The 14,757-nt window shown below is 72.5% G+C and carries 14 protein-coding genes; 7 read left to right on the forward strand and 7 right to left on the reverse strand.

Going from position 1 to position 14,757, the window contains the following annotated elements; genetic code table 11:
• Positions 1-23 precede the first annotated feature (23 nt).
• Complete coding sequence (locus tag BCF44_RS20125; protein ID WP_116175848.1) at positions 24-1,343, forward strand: MATE family efflux transporter; 1,320 nt, start codon at positions 24-26, stop codon at positions 1,341-1,343.
• Here the strand turns inward: BCF44_RS20125 and BCF44_RS20130 are convergent.
• Together BCF44_RS20130 and BCF44_RS20135 are read right to left on the reverse strand one after the other, a co-directional pair.
• On the reverse strand, positions 1,334-1,966 hold the full coding sequence (locus BCF44_RS20130; protein ID WP_116175849.1) for an RING finger protein: 633 nt from the start codon (positions 1,964-1,966) through the stop codon (positions 1,334-1,336). The two genes, BCF44_RS20125 and BCF44_RS20130, sit on opposite strands and share 10 nt — an antisense overlap.
• 85 nt (positions 1,967-2,051) lie before the next feature.
• Positions 2,052-2,912, reverse strand: a complete 861-nt coding sequence (locus BCF44_RS20135) for a dihydrodipicolinate synthase family protein (protein WP_116175850.1) — start codon at positions 2,910-2,912, stop codon at positions 2,052-2,054.
• Between the two features lie 70 nt (positions 2,913-2,982).
• Between BCF44_RS20135 and BCF44_RS20140 the strand changes: the two genes are divergently transcribed.
• Positions 2,983-3,861, forward strand: coding sequence for a LysR family transcriptional regulator (locus tag BCF44_RS20140; RefSeq protein ID WP_116175851.1), 879 nt, complete (start codon positions 2,983-2,985; stop codon positions 3,859-3,861).
• Here BCF44_RS20140 and BCF44_RS20145 read toward each other — a convergent pair.
• Both BCF44_RS20145 and BCF44_RS20150 read right to left on the reverse strand, forming a co-directional pair.
• Positions 3,858-5,270 (reverse strand): amidase, encoded by a 1,413-nt coding sequence (locus tag BCF44_RS20145; RefSeq protein ID WP_116175852.1) that lies wholly within the window; start codon positions 5,268-5,270, stop codon positions 3,858-3,860. The two genes, BCF44_RS20140 and BCF44_RS20145, sit on opposite strands and share 4 nt — an antisense overlap.
• 23 nt (positions 5,271-5,293) lie before the next feature.
• Positions 5,294-5,677, reverse strand: a complete 384-nt coding sequence (locus BCF44_RS20150) for a DUF1707 SHOCT-like domain-containing protein (RefSeq protein WP_211353114.1) — start codon at positions 5,675-5,677, stop codon at positions 5,294-5,296.
• A gap of 91 nt (positions 5,678-5,768) precedes the next feature.
• Between BCF44_RS20150 and BCF44_RS20155 the strand changes: the two genes are divergently transcribed.
• The 3 genes from BCF44_RS20155 to BCF44_RS20165 all read left to right on the forward strand — a co-directional run bounded on the left by BCF44_RS20155 (position 5,769) and on the right by BCF44_RS20165 (position 7,571).
• On the forward strand, positions 5,769-6,506 hold the full coding sequence (locus BCF44_RS20155; RefSeq protein WP_170217633.1) for an SDR family NAD(P)-dependent oxidoreductase: 738 nt from the start codon (positions 5,769-5,771) through the stop codon (positions 6,504-6,506).
• A gap of 82 nt (positions 6,507-6,588) precedes the next feature.
• On the forward strand, positions 6,589-7,224 hold the full coding sequence (locus tag BCF44_RS20160) for a TetR/AcrR family transcriptional regulator (RefSeq protein WP_116175854.1): 636 nt from the start codon (positions 6,589-6,591) through the stop codon (positions 7,222-7,224).
• Positions 7,225-7,283: 59 nt separating this feature from the next.
• Positions 7,284-7,571 (forward strand): hypothetical protein, encoded by a 288-nt coding sequence (locus BCF44_RS20165; protein WP_147328550.1) that lies wholly within the window; start codon positions 7,284-7,286, stop codon positions 7,569-7,571.
• Here BCF44_RS20165 and BCF44_RS20170 read toward each other — a convergent pair whose 3' ends face one another.
• From BCF44_RS20170 to BCF44_RS20180, 3 genes are read right to left on the reverse strand one after another with little or no spacing between them, the layout of a single operon-like run.
• Positions 7,572-8,456 (reverse strand): ferredoxin family protein, encoded by an 885-nt coding sequence (locus BCF44_RS20170; protein WP_246015302.1) that lies wholly within the window; start codon positions 8,454-8,456, stop codon positions 7,572-7,574.
• A 10-nt stretch (positions 8,457-8,466) separates the two neighbouring features.
• The gene (locus tag BCF44_RS20175; protein ID WP_116175857.1) at positions 8,467-9,666 is read right to left on the reverse strand and encodes a cysteine desulfurase-like protein; all 1,200 of its coding nucleotides are present in this window, start codon (positions 9,664-9,666) and stop codon (positions 8,467-8,469) included.
• Entirely contained in the window at positions 9,663-10,109 is a 447-nt protein-coding gene (locus BCF44_RS20180) for a hypothetical protein (RefSeq protein WP_116175858.1), read from the reverse strand. The genes BCF44_RS20175 and BCF44_RS20180 overlap by 4 nt, the downstream gene beginning before the upstream one ends.
• 23 nt (positions 10,110-10,132) lie before the next feature.
• Here BCF44_RS20180 and BCF44_RS20185 point away from each other — a divergent pair, with 23 nt between their 5' ends.
• Both BCF44_RS20185 and BCF44_RS20190 read left to right on the forward strand, forming a co-directional pair.
• A complete protein-coding gene (locus tag BCF44_RS20185) occupies positions 10,133-11,683 on the forward strand; it encodes an acyl-CoA carboxylase subunit beta (RefSeq protein ID WP_211353115.1) in 1,551 nt (516 codons plus the stop codon).
• On the forward strand, positions 11,680-14,757 hold the full coding sequence (locus BCF44_RS20190) for a UvrD-helicase domain-containing protein (RefSeq protein ID WP_246015304.1): 3,078 nt from the start codon (positions 11,680-11,682) through the stop codon (positions 14,755-14,757). Before BCF44_RS20185 ends, BCF44_RS20190 begins: the two co-directional genes overlap by 4 nt.

The raw sequence follows: 14,757 nt of genomic DNA on the forward strand, positions 1-14,757 counted from the left end.
TGGGCACATTACCGGAGGGGCGCATGGTCCAGCAGGTCGAACCGGCGTCACCGCTGCGGCAGCTGATCACGTTGGCGGTGCCGGCGCTGGGCGTGCTGGCCGCCGAGCCGCTCTACCTGCTCGTGGACACCGCGGTGGTCGGGCACCTGGGCGCGGCGCAGCTGGCCGGACTGTCGGTCGGGGCGATCGTGCTGGCGCAGGTGGCGCAGCAGATGACGTTCCTGACCTTCGGCACCACCGCTCGCGCGGCCCGGCTGCACGGCGCCGGCCGGCGGGCCGATGCGGTGGCCGAGGGCGTGCAGTCGACGTGGTTCGCGGCCCTCGCCGGACTCGCGCTCCTCACGGCCGGTCAGCTGCTGGCCGAGCCGGTGGCGAACCTGCTCGCCGGCGACGCGCGGTCGGCTGCGGCCGCCGTGGGCTGGCTGCGGATCGCGTTGTTCGGGGCGCCGCTGATCCTGATCACGATGGCCGGCAACGGGTGGCTGCGCGGCGTGCAGGACATGCGCCGCCCGCTGCGGTTCGTGCTGGCCGGCAATGGCATCTCGGCGGTGCTGTGTCCGCTGTTGGTGCACGGGCTCGGCTGGGGCCTCAACGGCTCGGCGATCGCCAACGTCGTCGCCCAGCTCATCTCGGCGACCCTGTTCGTACGGGCGTTGCGGGGCGAGGGCGTGTCGCTGCGGCTTGCGCCGTCCCAGCTGTGGGCGCAGCTCACCTACGGCCGCGACCTGGCGCTGCTCGGGCTGGCGTTCCAAGCGTGCTGGGTGTCGGCGACGGCCGTGGCCGCCCACACCTCGGCCGCGGCCGTCGGCGCGCACCAGGTCGTGTTCCAACTGTGGATGTTCCTGGCGTTCGTGCTCGATGCCCTCGCCGTCGCCGCGCAGGCCCTGGTCGGCTCCGCGCTCGGCGGCAACGACCGTGGCCGGGCGCTGCGCGTCGCGTGGCAGGTCACCGGCTGCGGCCTGGTCTTCGGCGCCGCGCTGTCCGCCGTGTTCGCGGCTCTGTCCGGGGTGCTGCCGCACGTGTTCACCACCGACGCCGCGGTGCTCGCGGAGATGCCCAAGGCGTGGTGGTTCTTCGTGGCGGTGCAGCCCGTCGGTGGCGTCGTGTTCGTGCTGGACGGCGTGCTGCTCGGCGCCGGCGACGCCAAGTTCCTGCGCACCGGCACGGCGTGCGCCGCGCTGCTGGGCTTCCTGCCGGTGGTGTGGGCGTCGCTCAGCCTGGGCTGGGGCCTGGTCGGCATCTGGTCCGCGCTGACCGTGTTCCTGCTGATCCGGCTCGGCAACGGCGTGTGGCGGCTGCGGTCAGGCCGGTGGGCGGTGGTGGGCGCGGTGCGTCAGGGGTAGTAGGTCGTGTGCGCGCAGCTGAGGGACGCGATGTTGTTGCCGGAGTACTCGACCGCCGCGTCCTGGATGAGCACCCGCGGCGTGGGGAGCCACACGTCGTACCGACCCGCCGGCAGACTGCCGGCGTTTCCGCCCTCCGCGTCGAAGTACAGCCGTCCATGCACGACCTCGCCCGTGCCCTCCAGGGTCGCTCGTTGCACGACGGAGTTGCTCCAGTCGTGGTTCGGGTTCTGACCGGCCGGGAAGAGCCACACCTCCGCGTGGTTCGCGGCCGTCATCCAGGTGGCGGCGCTGCTGCTCGAACTCGAGCTCGAACTCGAGGTGGCGGCGTAGTTCCAGTCGTCGCGCAGCTCGTGGACCGGATGCCCGGTGACCGATGTCGCCGTCGCCGACGCAGCCGCTGCCATGGGCGCGGCGGCCGCCGGAAGAAGGTTCGCCATGTCGGTTGCCCCGATGGCGCCTCGGCACAGGGGGCAGGTGGGGTTCGTCGCGATCCACGTCGCGATGCAGATCCGGTGGAACGAATGGCTGCACTCGAGCGTGACGGCGGTTCCGTCCGCGAACTGCGAGGATTCCATGTTGTCCCGGCAGATCGCGCACATCGGGATCTCGGTCGATGACACGCGTGCTCCTTGGGCGGCTCAAGGGGTGGGCGTTCGTCACGGTAGGCAGACCAAGATCGGTCGAGGCAGGCCCGCACAGGCGTCCTTAGGGGCATACCAAGGTGAGCACGGCGGCGACCGTTCGGGCGCTTGCCGGCACCATCGGCAGGCGCACATCCGGCGTGGGGATGCGGCCCTGCGCGTGCAGAACTCCCTTGAGCACGGTCGGGTTGGGCTCGGCGAACAGCGCGGTGGACAGCCGGTTGAGGGCGTGCCCGAGCGGACGGGCGGTCGCCGCGTCGCCCTTGTGCCAAGCCGACACGAGCTGGGCGAACTGGTCGGTGCACAGGTGTGCGGACGCGGTGATGCCACCGCGTGCGCCGAGGGCGAGCATCGGCGACAGGTAGGCGTCGTCGCCGGCGAGGACGGCGAAGTTCTCCGGGCAGTCGCCCAACAGGGTGATGGCGTCCTCGGTCATGCCGCTGGCGATCTTCGCGCCGACGACGTTGGGCAGCCGGCTCAGGGTGAGCAGCGTGGCGGGGCTCAGCGGCTGCGCCGTGCGGTGCGGCACGTGGTAGACGAGCAGCGGCACGGGGCTGTCGGCGGCGAGCCGGGCGTAGTGCGCGATGACGCCAGCCTCGCCGGGGCGCACGTAGTACGGCACGGGTACGAGCGCGGCGTCGGCTCGCGGGTGTGCGGCCAGCGCGGCGGCGCTGGAGGCGGTGTCGCTGCCGCCCGCGCCGACGACCAGGGTGGCGCCGTGCTCGGCGCAGGCCTGCGCGCACACGTCCAGCACCGTCTGCTTCTCGTCGGCGTCCAGCGCGAAGGGCTCGCCGGTGGTGCCGAGCGCCACGAGGCCGGACGCGCCCTGCGTGAGCACGTCGTCGGCCAGCGCTGCGAGGGCATCGGCGGCGAGGCTTCCGTCGGCGGCGAACGGCGTGATCAGGGGGACGAGGATGCCTTCCATCCGGCCAGCCTGCTGCCACCGATCATGAAGGTCCAGTTCGCTTTTCTACGGCGATACGTAAGCTGTTCTGATGCTCGATGTGCGCCGGCTGCGGCTGCTGCGGGAACTGGCCCACCGCGGCACCATCGCCGCCGTCGCCGAAGCGGTCGCCTTCACGCCGTCGGCGGTGTCGCAGCAGCTCACCGCGCTGGAGCGGGAGGCCGGCGTGCCGCTGCTGGTCCGCACCGGCCGCCGCGTGGCGTTGACGCCGGCCGCGCGCAACCTCGTCCGGCACGCCGAGGCCGTGTTGGCCCAGCTGGAACGCGCCTCCGCCGAGCTGGACGGCGCGCGGCGGGACCTGTCGGGGTCGCTGCGCATCGGCACCTTCCCCAGCGCCGGCCGCGCGATGATGCCGGCGGCGCTGGCCGAACTGGGACGGCGGCACCCCGGCCTGGAGCCGATGGTCGTCGAGCTCGACCCGGCGCTGGTGCCGGCCGCCCTGCGCGCCGGCGACCTGGACGTCGCCCTGGTGCACGAGTACGACTTCGCGCCGGTGCCGCTCGAGCCTGGTATCGCGGTGATACCGCTGTGTCGGGAGGCGATGTACCTGGCCACCACCGACGCCGCGCGCACCGCCGTCGCCGACTGCCGCGACCAGCCGTGGATCCTGTCGGTGGAGGGCACGCTGTGCCACCGCATGACCCTGCACGCCTGCCAGGCCGCCGGCTTCACCCCGCATGTGCGCCATCACATCGACGACTTCGCCACGGTGCTCGCGCTCGTCGCCGCCGGCCAGGGCGTGGCGCTGATCCCGCGACTCGGTCTGGTGGACCGCCCCCACGGCGTCACCCTGACCCGGCTGTCCATCGGCCGGCACACCCGCATCGCCCACCGCAGCGGCGCGGAGCACCACCCCGCCGTGCGGGCATTCGCCGACGCCCTGCGCGCGGCGGTGCCCGGCGACCTCTAGAACCCCGGTGGCCGCTGGTCGGCCCAGGGACGCGCCTGCTCGATCTGGGACGAAAGGGACAGCAGCGTGCACTCGTCGTGCGGGCGGCCGACCAGCTGCACGGCCAGCGGCAGGCCGTCGGCGGTGAAGCCGGCGGGCACGGACGCGGCGGGGTTGCCGGCAATGTTCCACTGCGGCAGGAACGCCGTGTACCGGTTGGCGGCGAGAAGCGCGGTGAGGGTGGAGCGGCCCTGCCACTCGCCGACCCTGATCGGCGGCCGGTTCAAGGTCGGCGTGAGCAGCACGTCAACGTCGGCGAAGATCTGGTTGGCGACCTGCGAGAACTTCTCCCCGAACCGCCGCGACCGCACGACCAGCCAGCGCGGCACCGCCCGCCCCATGGCCGCGACCTGGCGGGTGCGGCGCTCGATCGCCTGCGGGCGGTCCAGGCCGGCGACGCCCTCGGCGGCGCTGGACAGGTAACGCGGGGCGAGCGCGAGCTGCGTGGTGGGGTCGAGCAGCTTCGGATCGCGCTCGATGACCTCGTGACCGAGCCCCCGCAGCAGCTCCGCCATCCCCAGCACCGCGTCCCGTACGCGCTGATCGACCGGCGCACCGGCCACCCACGGTTTGAGCGACACCGCCACGCGCAGCTTGCCGGGCGGCGTGGCGGCGGCCTCGACGAAGCTGGTGCGCGGCGGGATCGCGGCGACGGGGTCGCTGGGCAGCGAGCCACGGATCTGGTCGGCGACCAGCGCCCAGTCCCGAACGTGTCGGCTCAGCGGCCCGGCCACCACCATGCCGGTCCACAGCTCGCCGGACGGATGCAGCGACACCCGCCCACGCTGCGGCTTGAGGCCGAAGATGCCGGTGGACGCGGCCGGAATGCGGATCGACCCCGCGCCGTCGGAGCCGATCGCCGCCCCGGCCAGGCCCGCGCACACCGCGCTGGCCGAGCCGCCGCTGGAGCCGCCGGAGGTGTGCTCGGGCGACCACGGGTTGCGGGTCGCGCCGGCGAACGCCGACTCCGTGTACGGCCACAGCCCCAGCTCGGGCATGCGGGTGCGGCCGACGATGACCGCGCCGGCGGCGCGCAGCCGCCGCACCACCTCCGAGTCGGACGGCTCGGACCGGTCCATGGCGGCGGTGCCGGTGGTGGTGGGCAGGCCGGCGATCGCCAGGTCCTCCTTCACGGCGATCGGCACGCCCAGCAGCGGCGCGTCCTCGCCGCGGGCCCGGCGCTCGTCGGCGGCGGCCGCGTGCTCCAGGGCCTGCTCGGCGAACACCAGTCGGTAGGCGTTGAGCTCACGGTCGTGCTGGTCGATGCGCCGAAGCGTGGCGTCGACCAGTTCCCGTGACGACAACTCGCCGGCGCGCAGCAGGTCGGCCTGGGCGGCGGCGCCGGCGAAACACGCGTCGGCGAGGTCCATGCCCCCGACCCTAGGGCGGATTTCTACATCCGGGCAGGGCGTCCCCACCCGCCGCGGTGCCACGGCCCGAACCGGAACGCGAGGAAGGCCAGCGGAATCAGCGGGAAGAAGAAGCCGTGCGTGATCACGATCACGGTGGCGAGCACGGCCAGCACGACGAGCACGCGGGGGCCGAAGCCGGGGCCGCGCCGCCAGCCGCGTTCACGGCGGGGCGGCGTCGGATCGGGTTCGGGTCCGGGCAGGTCGGCGGTCAGCGGGGTCAGGTCGTCGAGGTACTTGGCGGCGTAGGCGGTGGCGATGCGTTCCTCGGCCTCGGGCAGGGTCAGCAGGCCGAGTCCGACGGCGGCGTTGAGCCGCTCGACGACCTGCTCCCGGTCCTGGTCGGACGCTCTCATCTGGGTGGTCATGTCACCCATGCTCCGCGCGCCGATCTGGGCCGACGTCGGTCGGAAAGCGGCTTGTCGGCGTACGTCGGCAGGCGTACGCCATGATCGGGGCATGACTCTGGAGGGAAGGGCCGCGCTGGTGACGGGCGCGGGGCGGGGGATCGGTCGCGCGCTGGCGGTCGGGTTGGGGGAGCTGGGCGCCAACCTGGTGCTGGTGGCCCGGTCGAAGGACGAGCTGGACGAGACGGCGGCGCTGGTGGCCACCTCGGCCAAGGTGATCACCGCCGACCTGGGGGACCTCGCGCAGGTCGCGGCCGTCGCCGAGCAGGCCGGGGCGGTGGACGTGCTGATCAACAACGCGGCGGTGCCGTGGCCGGCGGGCCCGACGGCGAACGTCGATCCGGCGGCGTACGCGGCGGCGATCGCGGTGAACGTGACCGGCGTCGTGGCACTGACCATCGGCGTGCTCCCGGGCATGCTGGCGCGCGGCTGGGGCCGGATCGTGAACCTGTCCAGCGGCGTCACGCAGGTGCCGAAGTTCATGATCGGCGGCAACGCGTACACCACGACCAAGATCGCGGTCGAGGGGCACAGCCGCAACCTCGCGGCCGAACTGGACGGCACGGGCGTGACGGTGAACATCTATCAGCCGGGCACCGTCGACACGTCGATGCAGACCTGGGTACGAGAGGAGGGCAGCGACCACATGAGCTCGGCGACCAAGGCGTACTTCACCGACGCGCACGAACGCGGCGCGCTGCTCACCCCGGAGTTCAGCGCGGGGCGGCTGATCGAGCGGCTGGCCGGCGACGACACAGGGCAGACCTGGTTCGCGGTCGACCCGAAGTGATCTAGTGATGTGATCGACATTGCTGCTGGCCTGCGGCGCGTCGCCACCACCACAGCCGTGGTACCACAGCTAGGGTGATCATGTGGTTGATCGACGTCCGGGGTCCCGGCGGGCGCTGCTGGGCGATGCCGCCATCGCCATCCTCGCGCGGGAGGGCGGCCGTGGGCTGACCCACCGCGCGGTGGACCGCGAGGCGGGCGTACCGCAGGGCACCACCAAGAACTACTTCCCGACCAGGGAGTCGCTGCTGGAGGCGGCGGCCGCGCGGATGGCCGACGAGCACCGCGCGGCCGTCGAGCGGCTGCACAGCACGACGCCCTCGCAGGTCTCGCCCAGCCAGCTCGGCGAGCTGTACCCGGCGCTGCTCAACCGGGCGGTCAACGGCGACCCGACGCAGCTGCTGGCGATGGCCGAGCTGTACCTGGAGGCGGTGCGGCGGCCGGGGGTGCGCACGGCGCTGGGGGAAATGGCGATCGCCAATGCGGAGTCGGCGGTGGCCCTGCACCGGGTCGCCGGGCTCGACAGCACCACCCGCGATGTCGGCGTGCTCGACGCCTATCTGTTGGGAATCTCGTTGTCATTGCTGGCACTGCCGGCCGACGCGCTGCGCCGGATCGGACTCGACGACCCCTATTCACTGGGCCTCGGCGTGTTCGCGGCGGCCGTGCCGCAGACCTCCGAGCGCGATAGCGGGCACGTCGAGCAGGAATGCTCCTAAACGCGTTTCACCCACCTGGACGAATTGTTTTCGCGCATTCCTGTGTCATCCTGACGTTTGTGCGTGACCCGCAGGTGAGCACGTCCGTGCTGGTGGACGTGGTGTACGTGCTGGGCGGCGACCTGGTTATCCCCACCGCCGGCCAGCCGGTGTGCGATGCCGAGACCGCGGAGCGACTGCTCGCCGCGGCGGCCCTGATGGGCATTGCCCGTCAGATTATGCATGAAATCGTGGTGGCCAACGGACTACCGATCGACCAGGCCCGACTACTGGCCGCGGAGGCGGCCCGGGCCGCCGGGTGGATTTCCGGTGACGGCGACGGAACGGAATGGTTGCGCGCCGGCTGATCAGCGGGTGCGAATCACGGTGTCGGCGACAAAGGCGCTCGGCACCGATGGAGTCTTGCCACAACTGGTCGGCCGCGCCGGCGGAAGCGGATGTTCCGTCACGGTGACGGCCCATTCCCGGCCGTCGGAATGCGTGACGACCGTGCCGCCGGGGGATACCGACAACGACTCGGGATCGTGGTCGCCGATCTGTTCCCGTACCGCCAGCTCGGCCACCTGTCCCGGCCCTGACCAGCAGGAACGCCCCCGGTTGCCGGCGAGCAGGACATCGCCGGAATCGAGCAGCCGCTGCCCGTCCGCAACGGAAACGCGGCCGTGGAGATAACCGGTGGGCAGCAGCACCGTGGTCGGCGCGAATCGGTGCCCGCCGGTGTGTGTGGCCTCCCACACCCGGCCCGGGTTGGCAGCGGCCAGCGAACCGGCGAGCGGACGGCCCTGCACGGCGCAGCACACGTCGCGGCGGCCGTTGGTGCACACCAGCAACACCGGGTCCGCGATGCGGGTGCCCAGGCCCACGTGCAGGCCCGCGCCGGCGGCCGCGAAGTCGAGGTCCAGCAGCTGCTTGGGATCGGTCAGCACGGTCGACTCCAGCCAGCACGCCCCCGGCCGCGTGGACGCGAGGTAGACCTGGCGGGGCTGCGCGTGGTGGTGATCGGCATGCACACCGGGGCGGCGGATCAACACGATCCGCACACCGCTGCCCTCGGACCGCGCGGACAGCTCCGTGGCCAGGCCACGGTCGAGATGGCTGTCGAGCAGGGCGTCGGAACCCCACGGGCCAGGTTGCTCTACGCACAGCCAGGCGGACGCGACTGACGCAGTGCCGGCGGGTGGCTCGGCCAGCGCGGCGGACAGTGCCGAGCAGCTGCCGGACGTGTCATGCACCCACGCAACCCTACATCTGGGTGATCTCCAAGAGAGCGGCCAGGAGTCGATCCACGTCGTCCGTGTCGTTGTAGTGCACCGCGCCCGCGCGCACGGCGCTGCCGCCGTCGCGAATGCCCAGTGCGGCGGTGACCTCCCACGCGTAGTTGTGCCCGTTCCACACGTTGACCTGGCGCGACGCGAGGTGCTGGGCGACCTGCTCGGGCGTGCGGCCCGGCACGTTGAAGTACACCGTCGCCGTGCGGTCGGCCGCGTCGCCGTAGAGGGTCACGCCCCGCAGGCCGTCCAGCATGCGCCGCAGCAGCCCCTGCTCGTGCGCCTCGACCGCCGCCATCGACGTCAGCAGCCGCTCCCGACGAGTGCCGGTCGCCTCGTCGTCCAGGCCCGCCAGGTGCTCCACGGCCGCCGTCACACCGGCGAGGTCGGCAAAGGCCGGCGTGCCCCACTCGAACCGGTCGGGCACCGTGTCGTCGGAGCTGGCGAGCTTGTCCGGCCGCAGCGTCTCCAGCAGCGCCGGATCGGCGATCACCGCCCCGATGTGCGGGCCCGACCACTTGTAGGCGCTGGTGGCGTAGAAGTCCGCGCCCAGCGCCGTCACATCGATCGGGCCGTGCGGGGTGGCGTGCACGCCGTCCACGTAGACCAGCGCGCCGGCCTCGTGTGCGATGCCGCTGATCGCCGCCACGTCCGGCTTGGTGCCCAACACGTTGCTGGCCGCCGTGACCGCCACCAGCCGCGTCCGCTCGGTGACCAGCTGCCGGTACTGCTCCACGTCCAGCTCACCGGTCTTGGTGTCGACGTCCGCCCACCGGACCGTCGCGCCGGCGCGCTCGGCGGCCTGCACCCACGGCCGCACGTTGGCGTCGTGATCCAGGCGGGTCAGCAGCACCTCGTCGCCGGGACCCCAGTTCTTCGCGAGGGTGGCGGCCACGCGGTAGGTCAGCGTGGTCATGTTCGGGCCTAGCACCACGCCCTCGGCCTGCCCACCGACCAGGTCGGCGACCGCCGCGCGGCACTCAGCGACGATCGCGTCGCTGCGGCGGCTGGCGGCGAACGCGCCGCCGGTGTTGCCGATGCCGGTGCGGTACGCGTCCGCGATGGCGTCGATGACTGCCGTGGGCACCTGCGTGCCGGCGGCGCCGTCCAGGTAGGCGTGGCCGTCGGCCAGCGCGGGGTATGCGGCCCGAATCCTGCTCACGTCGTAGGTCACGCCTCGACACTAGGCGGCCAGGGGCCGTGAGTGATCCGCCGCGGCGACGACGGTTCGCGCCAGTCGAACTCGGTGACGAGGTCGTCGGTGTCGTGCACGTACAGGACGTCGCCGTGCAGGGCGATGTCCTCGATGATCTCGCCGGGGATCTGCCGCACCCGCTCGGTGGCGTGCAGGCGCAGCCGCCCGTCGACGACCTCGATGACGCACAGCACGTGCGGGTCGTCGCCGATGTCGGCGGCGAAGGCAACCGCGTCGCCGTCGTGGGCGAAGAACACGCCCTCGGCCCAGTCCGGCAGCGGGCCCTCGCCGAACCGCACCGGCAGCTCGTCGATGCTGTCCAGCACCGTCCCGGTGACCGCGTCGCGCAGCTGGATCCGCGCCGGCTCGGTCAGCCCGACCAGCAGGAAGCCGGCCACCGACGTCTCCCACTCGATGTGCACGCGGCGACCCTAGGCTGACGGCCATGATCGAGGACTGGTCGGACGAGGTAGCCGAGATCCAGCGCCGTCGCTCGCACGCCGAAGGCCTCGGCGGGCCTGACAAGGTCGCCCGCCAGCACGCCACCGGGCGGCTGACCGTCCGCGAACGCATCGACGCCCTGGCCGACGCCGGCAGCTTCGCCGAGATCGGGGCGCTGGCCGGCTTCGCCAACGCCGACGGAACCGTCACCCCGGCGAACTTCGTCGCCGGCACCGCGCGCATCGAGGGCCGCAAGGTCGTGCTCGGCGCCGACGACTTCACCGGCCGCGGCGGCTCCGGCGACGCCGCCATCCACGCCAAGCAGGTGTACTCCGAGCAGCTGGCCGGCCAGTTCCGGCTGCCGCTGATCCGGCTGCTCGACGGGGCCAGCGGCGGCGGCAGCGTGAAGATGATCGAGGAGGCCGGCTACAGCTACGTGCCGGTCAACCCGGGGTGGGACCACGTCGTGGCCAACCTGTCCACGGTGCCGGTCGTGTCGGCCTGCCTGGGGCCCGTGGTGGGACTGGGGGCGGCGCGCGCGGTGATGTCGCACCTGTGCGTGTTCGTGGAGGGCGTGGCGCAGCTGTTCGTCGCCGGGCCGCCGGTGGTCAAAGGCGGCGTCGGCGAGGACGTCGACAAGGAGACCCTCGGCGGCGCCGACGTGCACCGCCGCAATGGCAACGTCGACCGCTTCGTCGCCACCGAGGCCGAGGCGTTCGACGTGATCCGTCGGTTCCTGTCCTACCTGCCGTCCAGCGTGCACGAGCTGCCACCCGTCACGACCAGCGGCGATCCCGTGTCACGCGCCGATGAGTCCCTGCTGTCGGCGATCCCGCGCAGCCCGCGCCGCCCGTACCGGATCGCGCCGATCCTGGACGCCCTGTTCGACGCCGGCTCCGTGTTCCGCTACGCCGACTACGGCGGCGCGACCGTCACCGCCCTGGCCCGCCTGGACGGCCACCCGGTCGGCGTCGTCGCCACCGACCCGTACCGCGGCAACACGCTGTCCGCCGCCGGCGCGCTCGCCCTCACCCGGCTGGTCGACCTGTGCGAGACCTTCCACCTGCCGCTGGTCAGCCTCACCGACCAGGGCGGCATGACCATCGGCACCACCGCCGAACGCGCCGGCACCCTGCGCACCGGCGCCCGCGCCATCAGCGCCGTCTACCAGGCCCGCGTGCCGCAGGCCGAGCTCATCCTGCGCCGCGTGTACGGCGTCGGCGGCGCTGCCATCGTCAACCGCCACACCGGCGGCCGCAGCTGGGCCTGGCCCTCCGGCGACTGGGGCTCCCTGCCGGCCAAGGGCGGCATCGAGGCCGCCTACCGCGCCGAACTCGCCCGCTCCACCGACCCCGAGGCCGACCTGGAGATCATCCAGGGTCGCCTGGCCCCCCTGACCAACCCGTTCCGCACCGCCGAGCACTTCGGCGTGCAGGACATCATCGACCCCCCGCGAGAGCCGCGCCCTGCTCTGCGAGTGGGCGCGCGACGCCTACCGGCTACTGCCCGCGCTCGCGGGACCACCCAGCTGGGGAACGCGGCCCTAGTGGCATGATCGACCCGGTGCGCTTCTACGCCGACCTGCACATCCACTCGAAGTACTCCCGGGCATGCAGCCGCGACTGCGATCTCGAGCACCTGACCTGGTGGGCCCAGCGCAAGGGCATCAGCCTCGTCGGCACCGGCGACTTCACCCATCCCGCCTGGTACGACCACCTGCGCGAGACCCTGGTGCCGGCCGAGCCGGGCCTGTTCCGGCTGCGCCCCGAGCTGGACCGCGACATCGCCCGCACCCTGCCGCCCAGCTGCGTCGGCGACGTCCGCTTCATGCTCAGCGTGGAGATCAGCACGATCTACAAGCGCGACGACCGCACCCGCAAGGTGCACCACCTGATCTACATGCCCTCCTTCGACGCCGCCGCCGAGTTCAACAAGCGGCTGGGCAAGATCGGCAACCTCGGCTCCGACGGCCGCCCCATCCTCGGCCTGGACTCCCGCGACCTGCTGGAGATCACCCTGGAGAGCGGCGAGGGCTCCTACCTCGTGCCCGCCCACGTGTGGACGCCGTGGTTCGCGGTGCTCGGTTCCAAGTCCGGCTTCGACGCCATCGCCGACTGCTACGCCGACCTCGCCGACCACGTCTTCGCCGCCGAGACCGGCCTGTCCAGCGACCCCGAGATGAACTGGCGCGTCTCCGGCCTGGACAAGTACACGCTGGTCAGCAACTCCGACGCGCACTCGCCGCCCGTGCTCGGCCGCGAGGCCACCGTCTTCGACACCGACCTGGACTACTGGTCGGTCAGGCGTGCGCTGGAGACCCGGGAGGGCTTCGCCGGCACCGTCGAGTTCTTCCCCGAGGAGGGCAAGTACCACTCCGACGGACACCGCAAGTGCGACGTGCGGTTCGACCCGGCCGAGACCATCGCGCACAACGGCCTGTGCCCCGAGTGCGGCAAGCCGCTGACGGTCGGCGTGCTCAGCCGCATCCAGGAGCTGGCCGACCGCGCACCCGGCTACCGGCCGGCCGACGCCGTCGACTTCCGCAGCCTCATCCCGCTGCCGGAGATCATGAGCGAGCTGCTCGGCGTCGGCCCCAAGAGCAAGAAGGTGCTGGCCGAGATCGCCACGCTCACCGCCGCGCACGGCCCCGAGCTGGCCATCCTCGACGAGGTGCCGATCGACGACATCACCGCCTCCGACGCCCGCCTCGGCGAGGCGATCAGCCGGCTGCGCCGCGGCGAGGTCGTCCGCGACGCCGGCTACGACGGCGAGTACGGCGTGATCCGGCTGTTCGAGCCGGGGGAGCTGGCCAAGGCGTCCGGCTCGGTGTCGCTGTTCGACGACGACCTGTTCGCGGCGCCGGAACCGGCCAAGCCCAAGCGGGTGGCGAAGTCGCTGCCGATCGAGGAAATGGCCGCCCTCGAGTTGGTTGACGAGACCACGCCGGCCGCTGAGCTGGTCGAACCGGTGCCGTCCGCCGCCTCGCTGCTCGACGGCCTCGACCCCGACCAGCGGGCCGCCGCGGCCGTGCCGTCCGGGCCGCTGCTGATCATCGCCGGGCCCGGCACCGGCAAGACCCGCACCCTGACCCACCGCATCGCCCACCTCGTCACCGAACGTGGCGTGCCGGCTTCGCAGTGCCTGGCCATCACCTTCACCCGCCGCGCCGCCGCCGAGATGGCCGAGCGGCTGGAAGCCCTGGTCGGGCCGCAGGCGCGGGACCTCACCGTGGCCACCTTCCACTCGCTCGGCGTGCGGATCCTGCGCGAGCAGCACGCCCGCGTCGGCCTCACCGCGCGCTTCGGCATCGCCGACGAGACCGTCGTCCAGGAGCTCCGCGACGAGCACGGCGACATGTACAAGAAGGAGCTGCGCGCCCGCGACCTCGTCGACTTCGACGACCTGGTCGAGATGCCGGTCGAGCTGCTCGCCGGCGACACCTCGCTGATCGAGCACTACCGCGCCCGCTGGCCGTGGGTCAGCGTCGACGAGTACCAGGACGTCGACGAGACCCAGTACCGGCTGCTGCGCCTGCTGTGCCCTGCGCCAACTCTCGATCCCGCAAGCGGATCTTCGGCAGACGGCGGCCTTACCGTAATCGGCGACCCCGACCAGGCGATCTACCGGTTCCGCGGCGCGGACGTCGGGTTCTTCCTGCGGTTCCAGGAGGACTTCCCGGGCGCGACTCAGGTGCAGCTGGGCCGCAACTACCGGTCCGGCAAGCACATCCTCGCCGGAGCCGTGCAGGCCATCACCCCGACCACGCTCGTCGAGGACCGATCACTGCAACCGTGCGGCTCACACACCGAGCACGCGCTCATCGGCCTGCACCACGCCATCGACGAACAGGCCGAGGCGAGCTTCGTCTCCCGCACCATCGACCAGCTGCTCGGCGGATCCTCGTTCCACTCGCTCGACAGCGGCCGCGTCGCCGGCGACGGCACGCAGGGCCTGTCGTTCAACGACTTCGCCGTGCTCTACCGGACCAGCAGCCAGGCCCGGGCCGTCATGGAGGCGCTGACCCGCGCCGGCGTGCCGTTCCAGAAGCGGTCCCACGACCGGCTCACCGACCGCCCCGGCGTGCGGGCACTGGCCCGTGAACTGGGGCTCGTCGGCCTGCACGGCTCCGTCGTCGAGCGGGTGCGGCAGGCAGCCAAGGCCGTTGACGACGAGGACGCCTTCACGGCGTTGGAGCTGCTCATGCCGCTGGCCACGCGGCACGGCGACGACCTCGCCGGCTTCTTGTCCGAACTGGCGCTGGGCGCCGAGGTCGACACCTGGGACCCGCGCGCCGACCGGGTCTCGCTGCTGACCCTGCATGCATCCAAGGGGCTGGAGTTCCCGGTGGTGTTCCTCGTCGGCTGCGAGGACGGGCTGCTGCCGATGCGATGGCCGGGGGAGCAGCCCGACCCCGAGGCCGTCAACGAGGAGCGCCGACTGTTCTTCGTCGGCATGACCCGGGCCCAGCAGCACCTCTACCTCAGCCACGCCTCGACCCGGCTGCGCAATGGCGCCGTCCGCACCGCCGCCCCGTCCCCGTTCCTGGCCGACATCAGCCCGACGGTCACCGAGCGCATCGGCGAGGCGGTGCCGAAGAAGCGGAAACCCAAGCAGGAGAGCCTGTTCTGA

It is taken from the genome of Kutzneria buriramensis (assembly GCF_003387475.1).
GTDB lineage: Bacteria > Actinomycetota > Actinomycetes > Mycobacteriales > Pseudonocardiaceae > Kutzneria > Kutzneria buriramensis.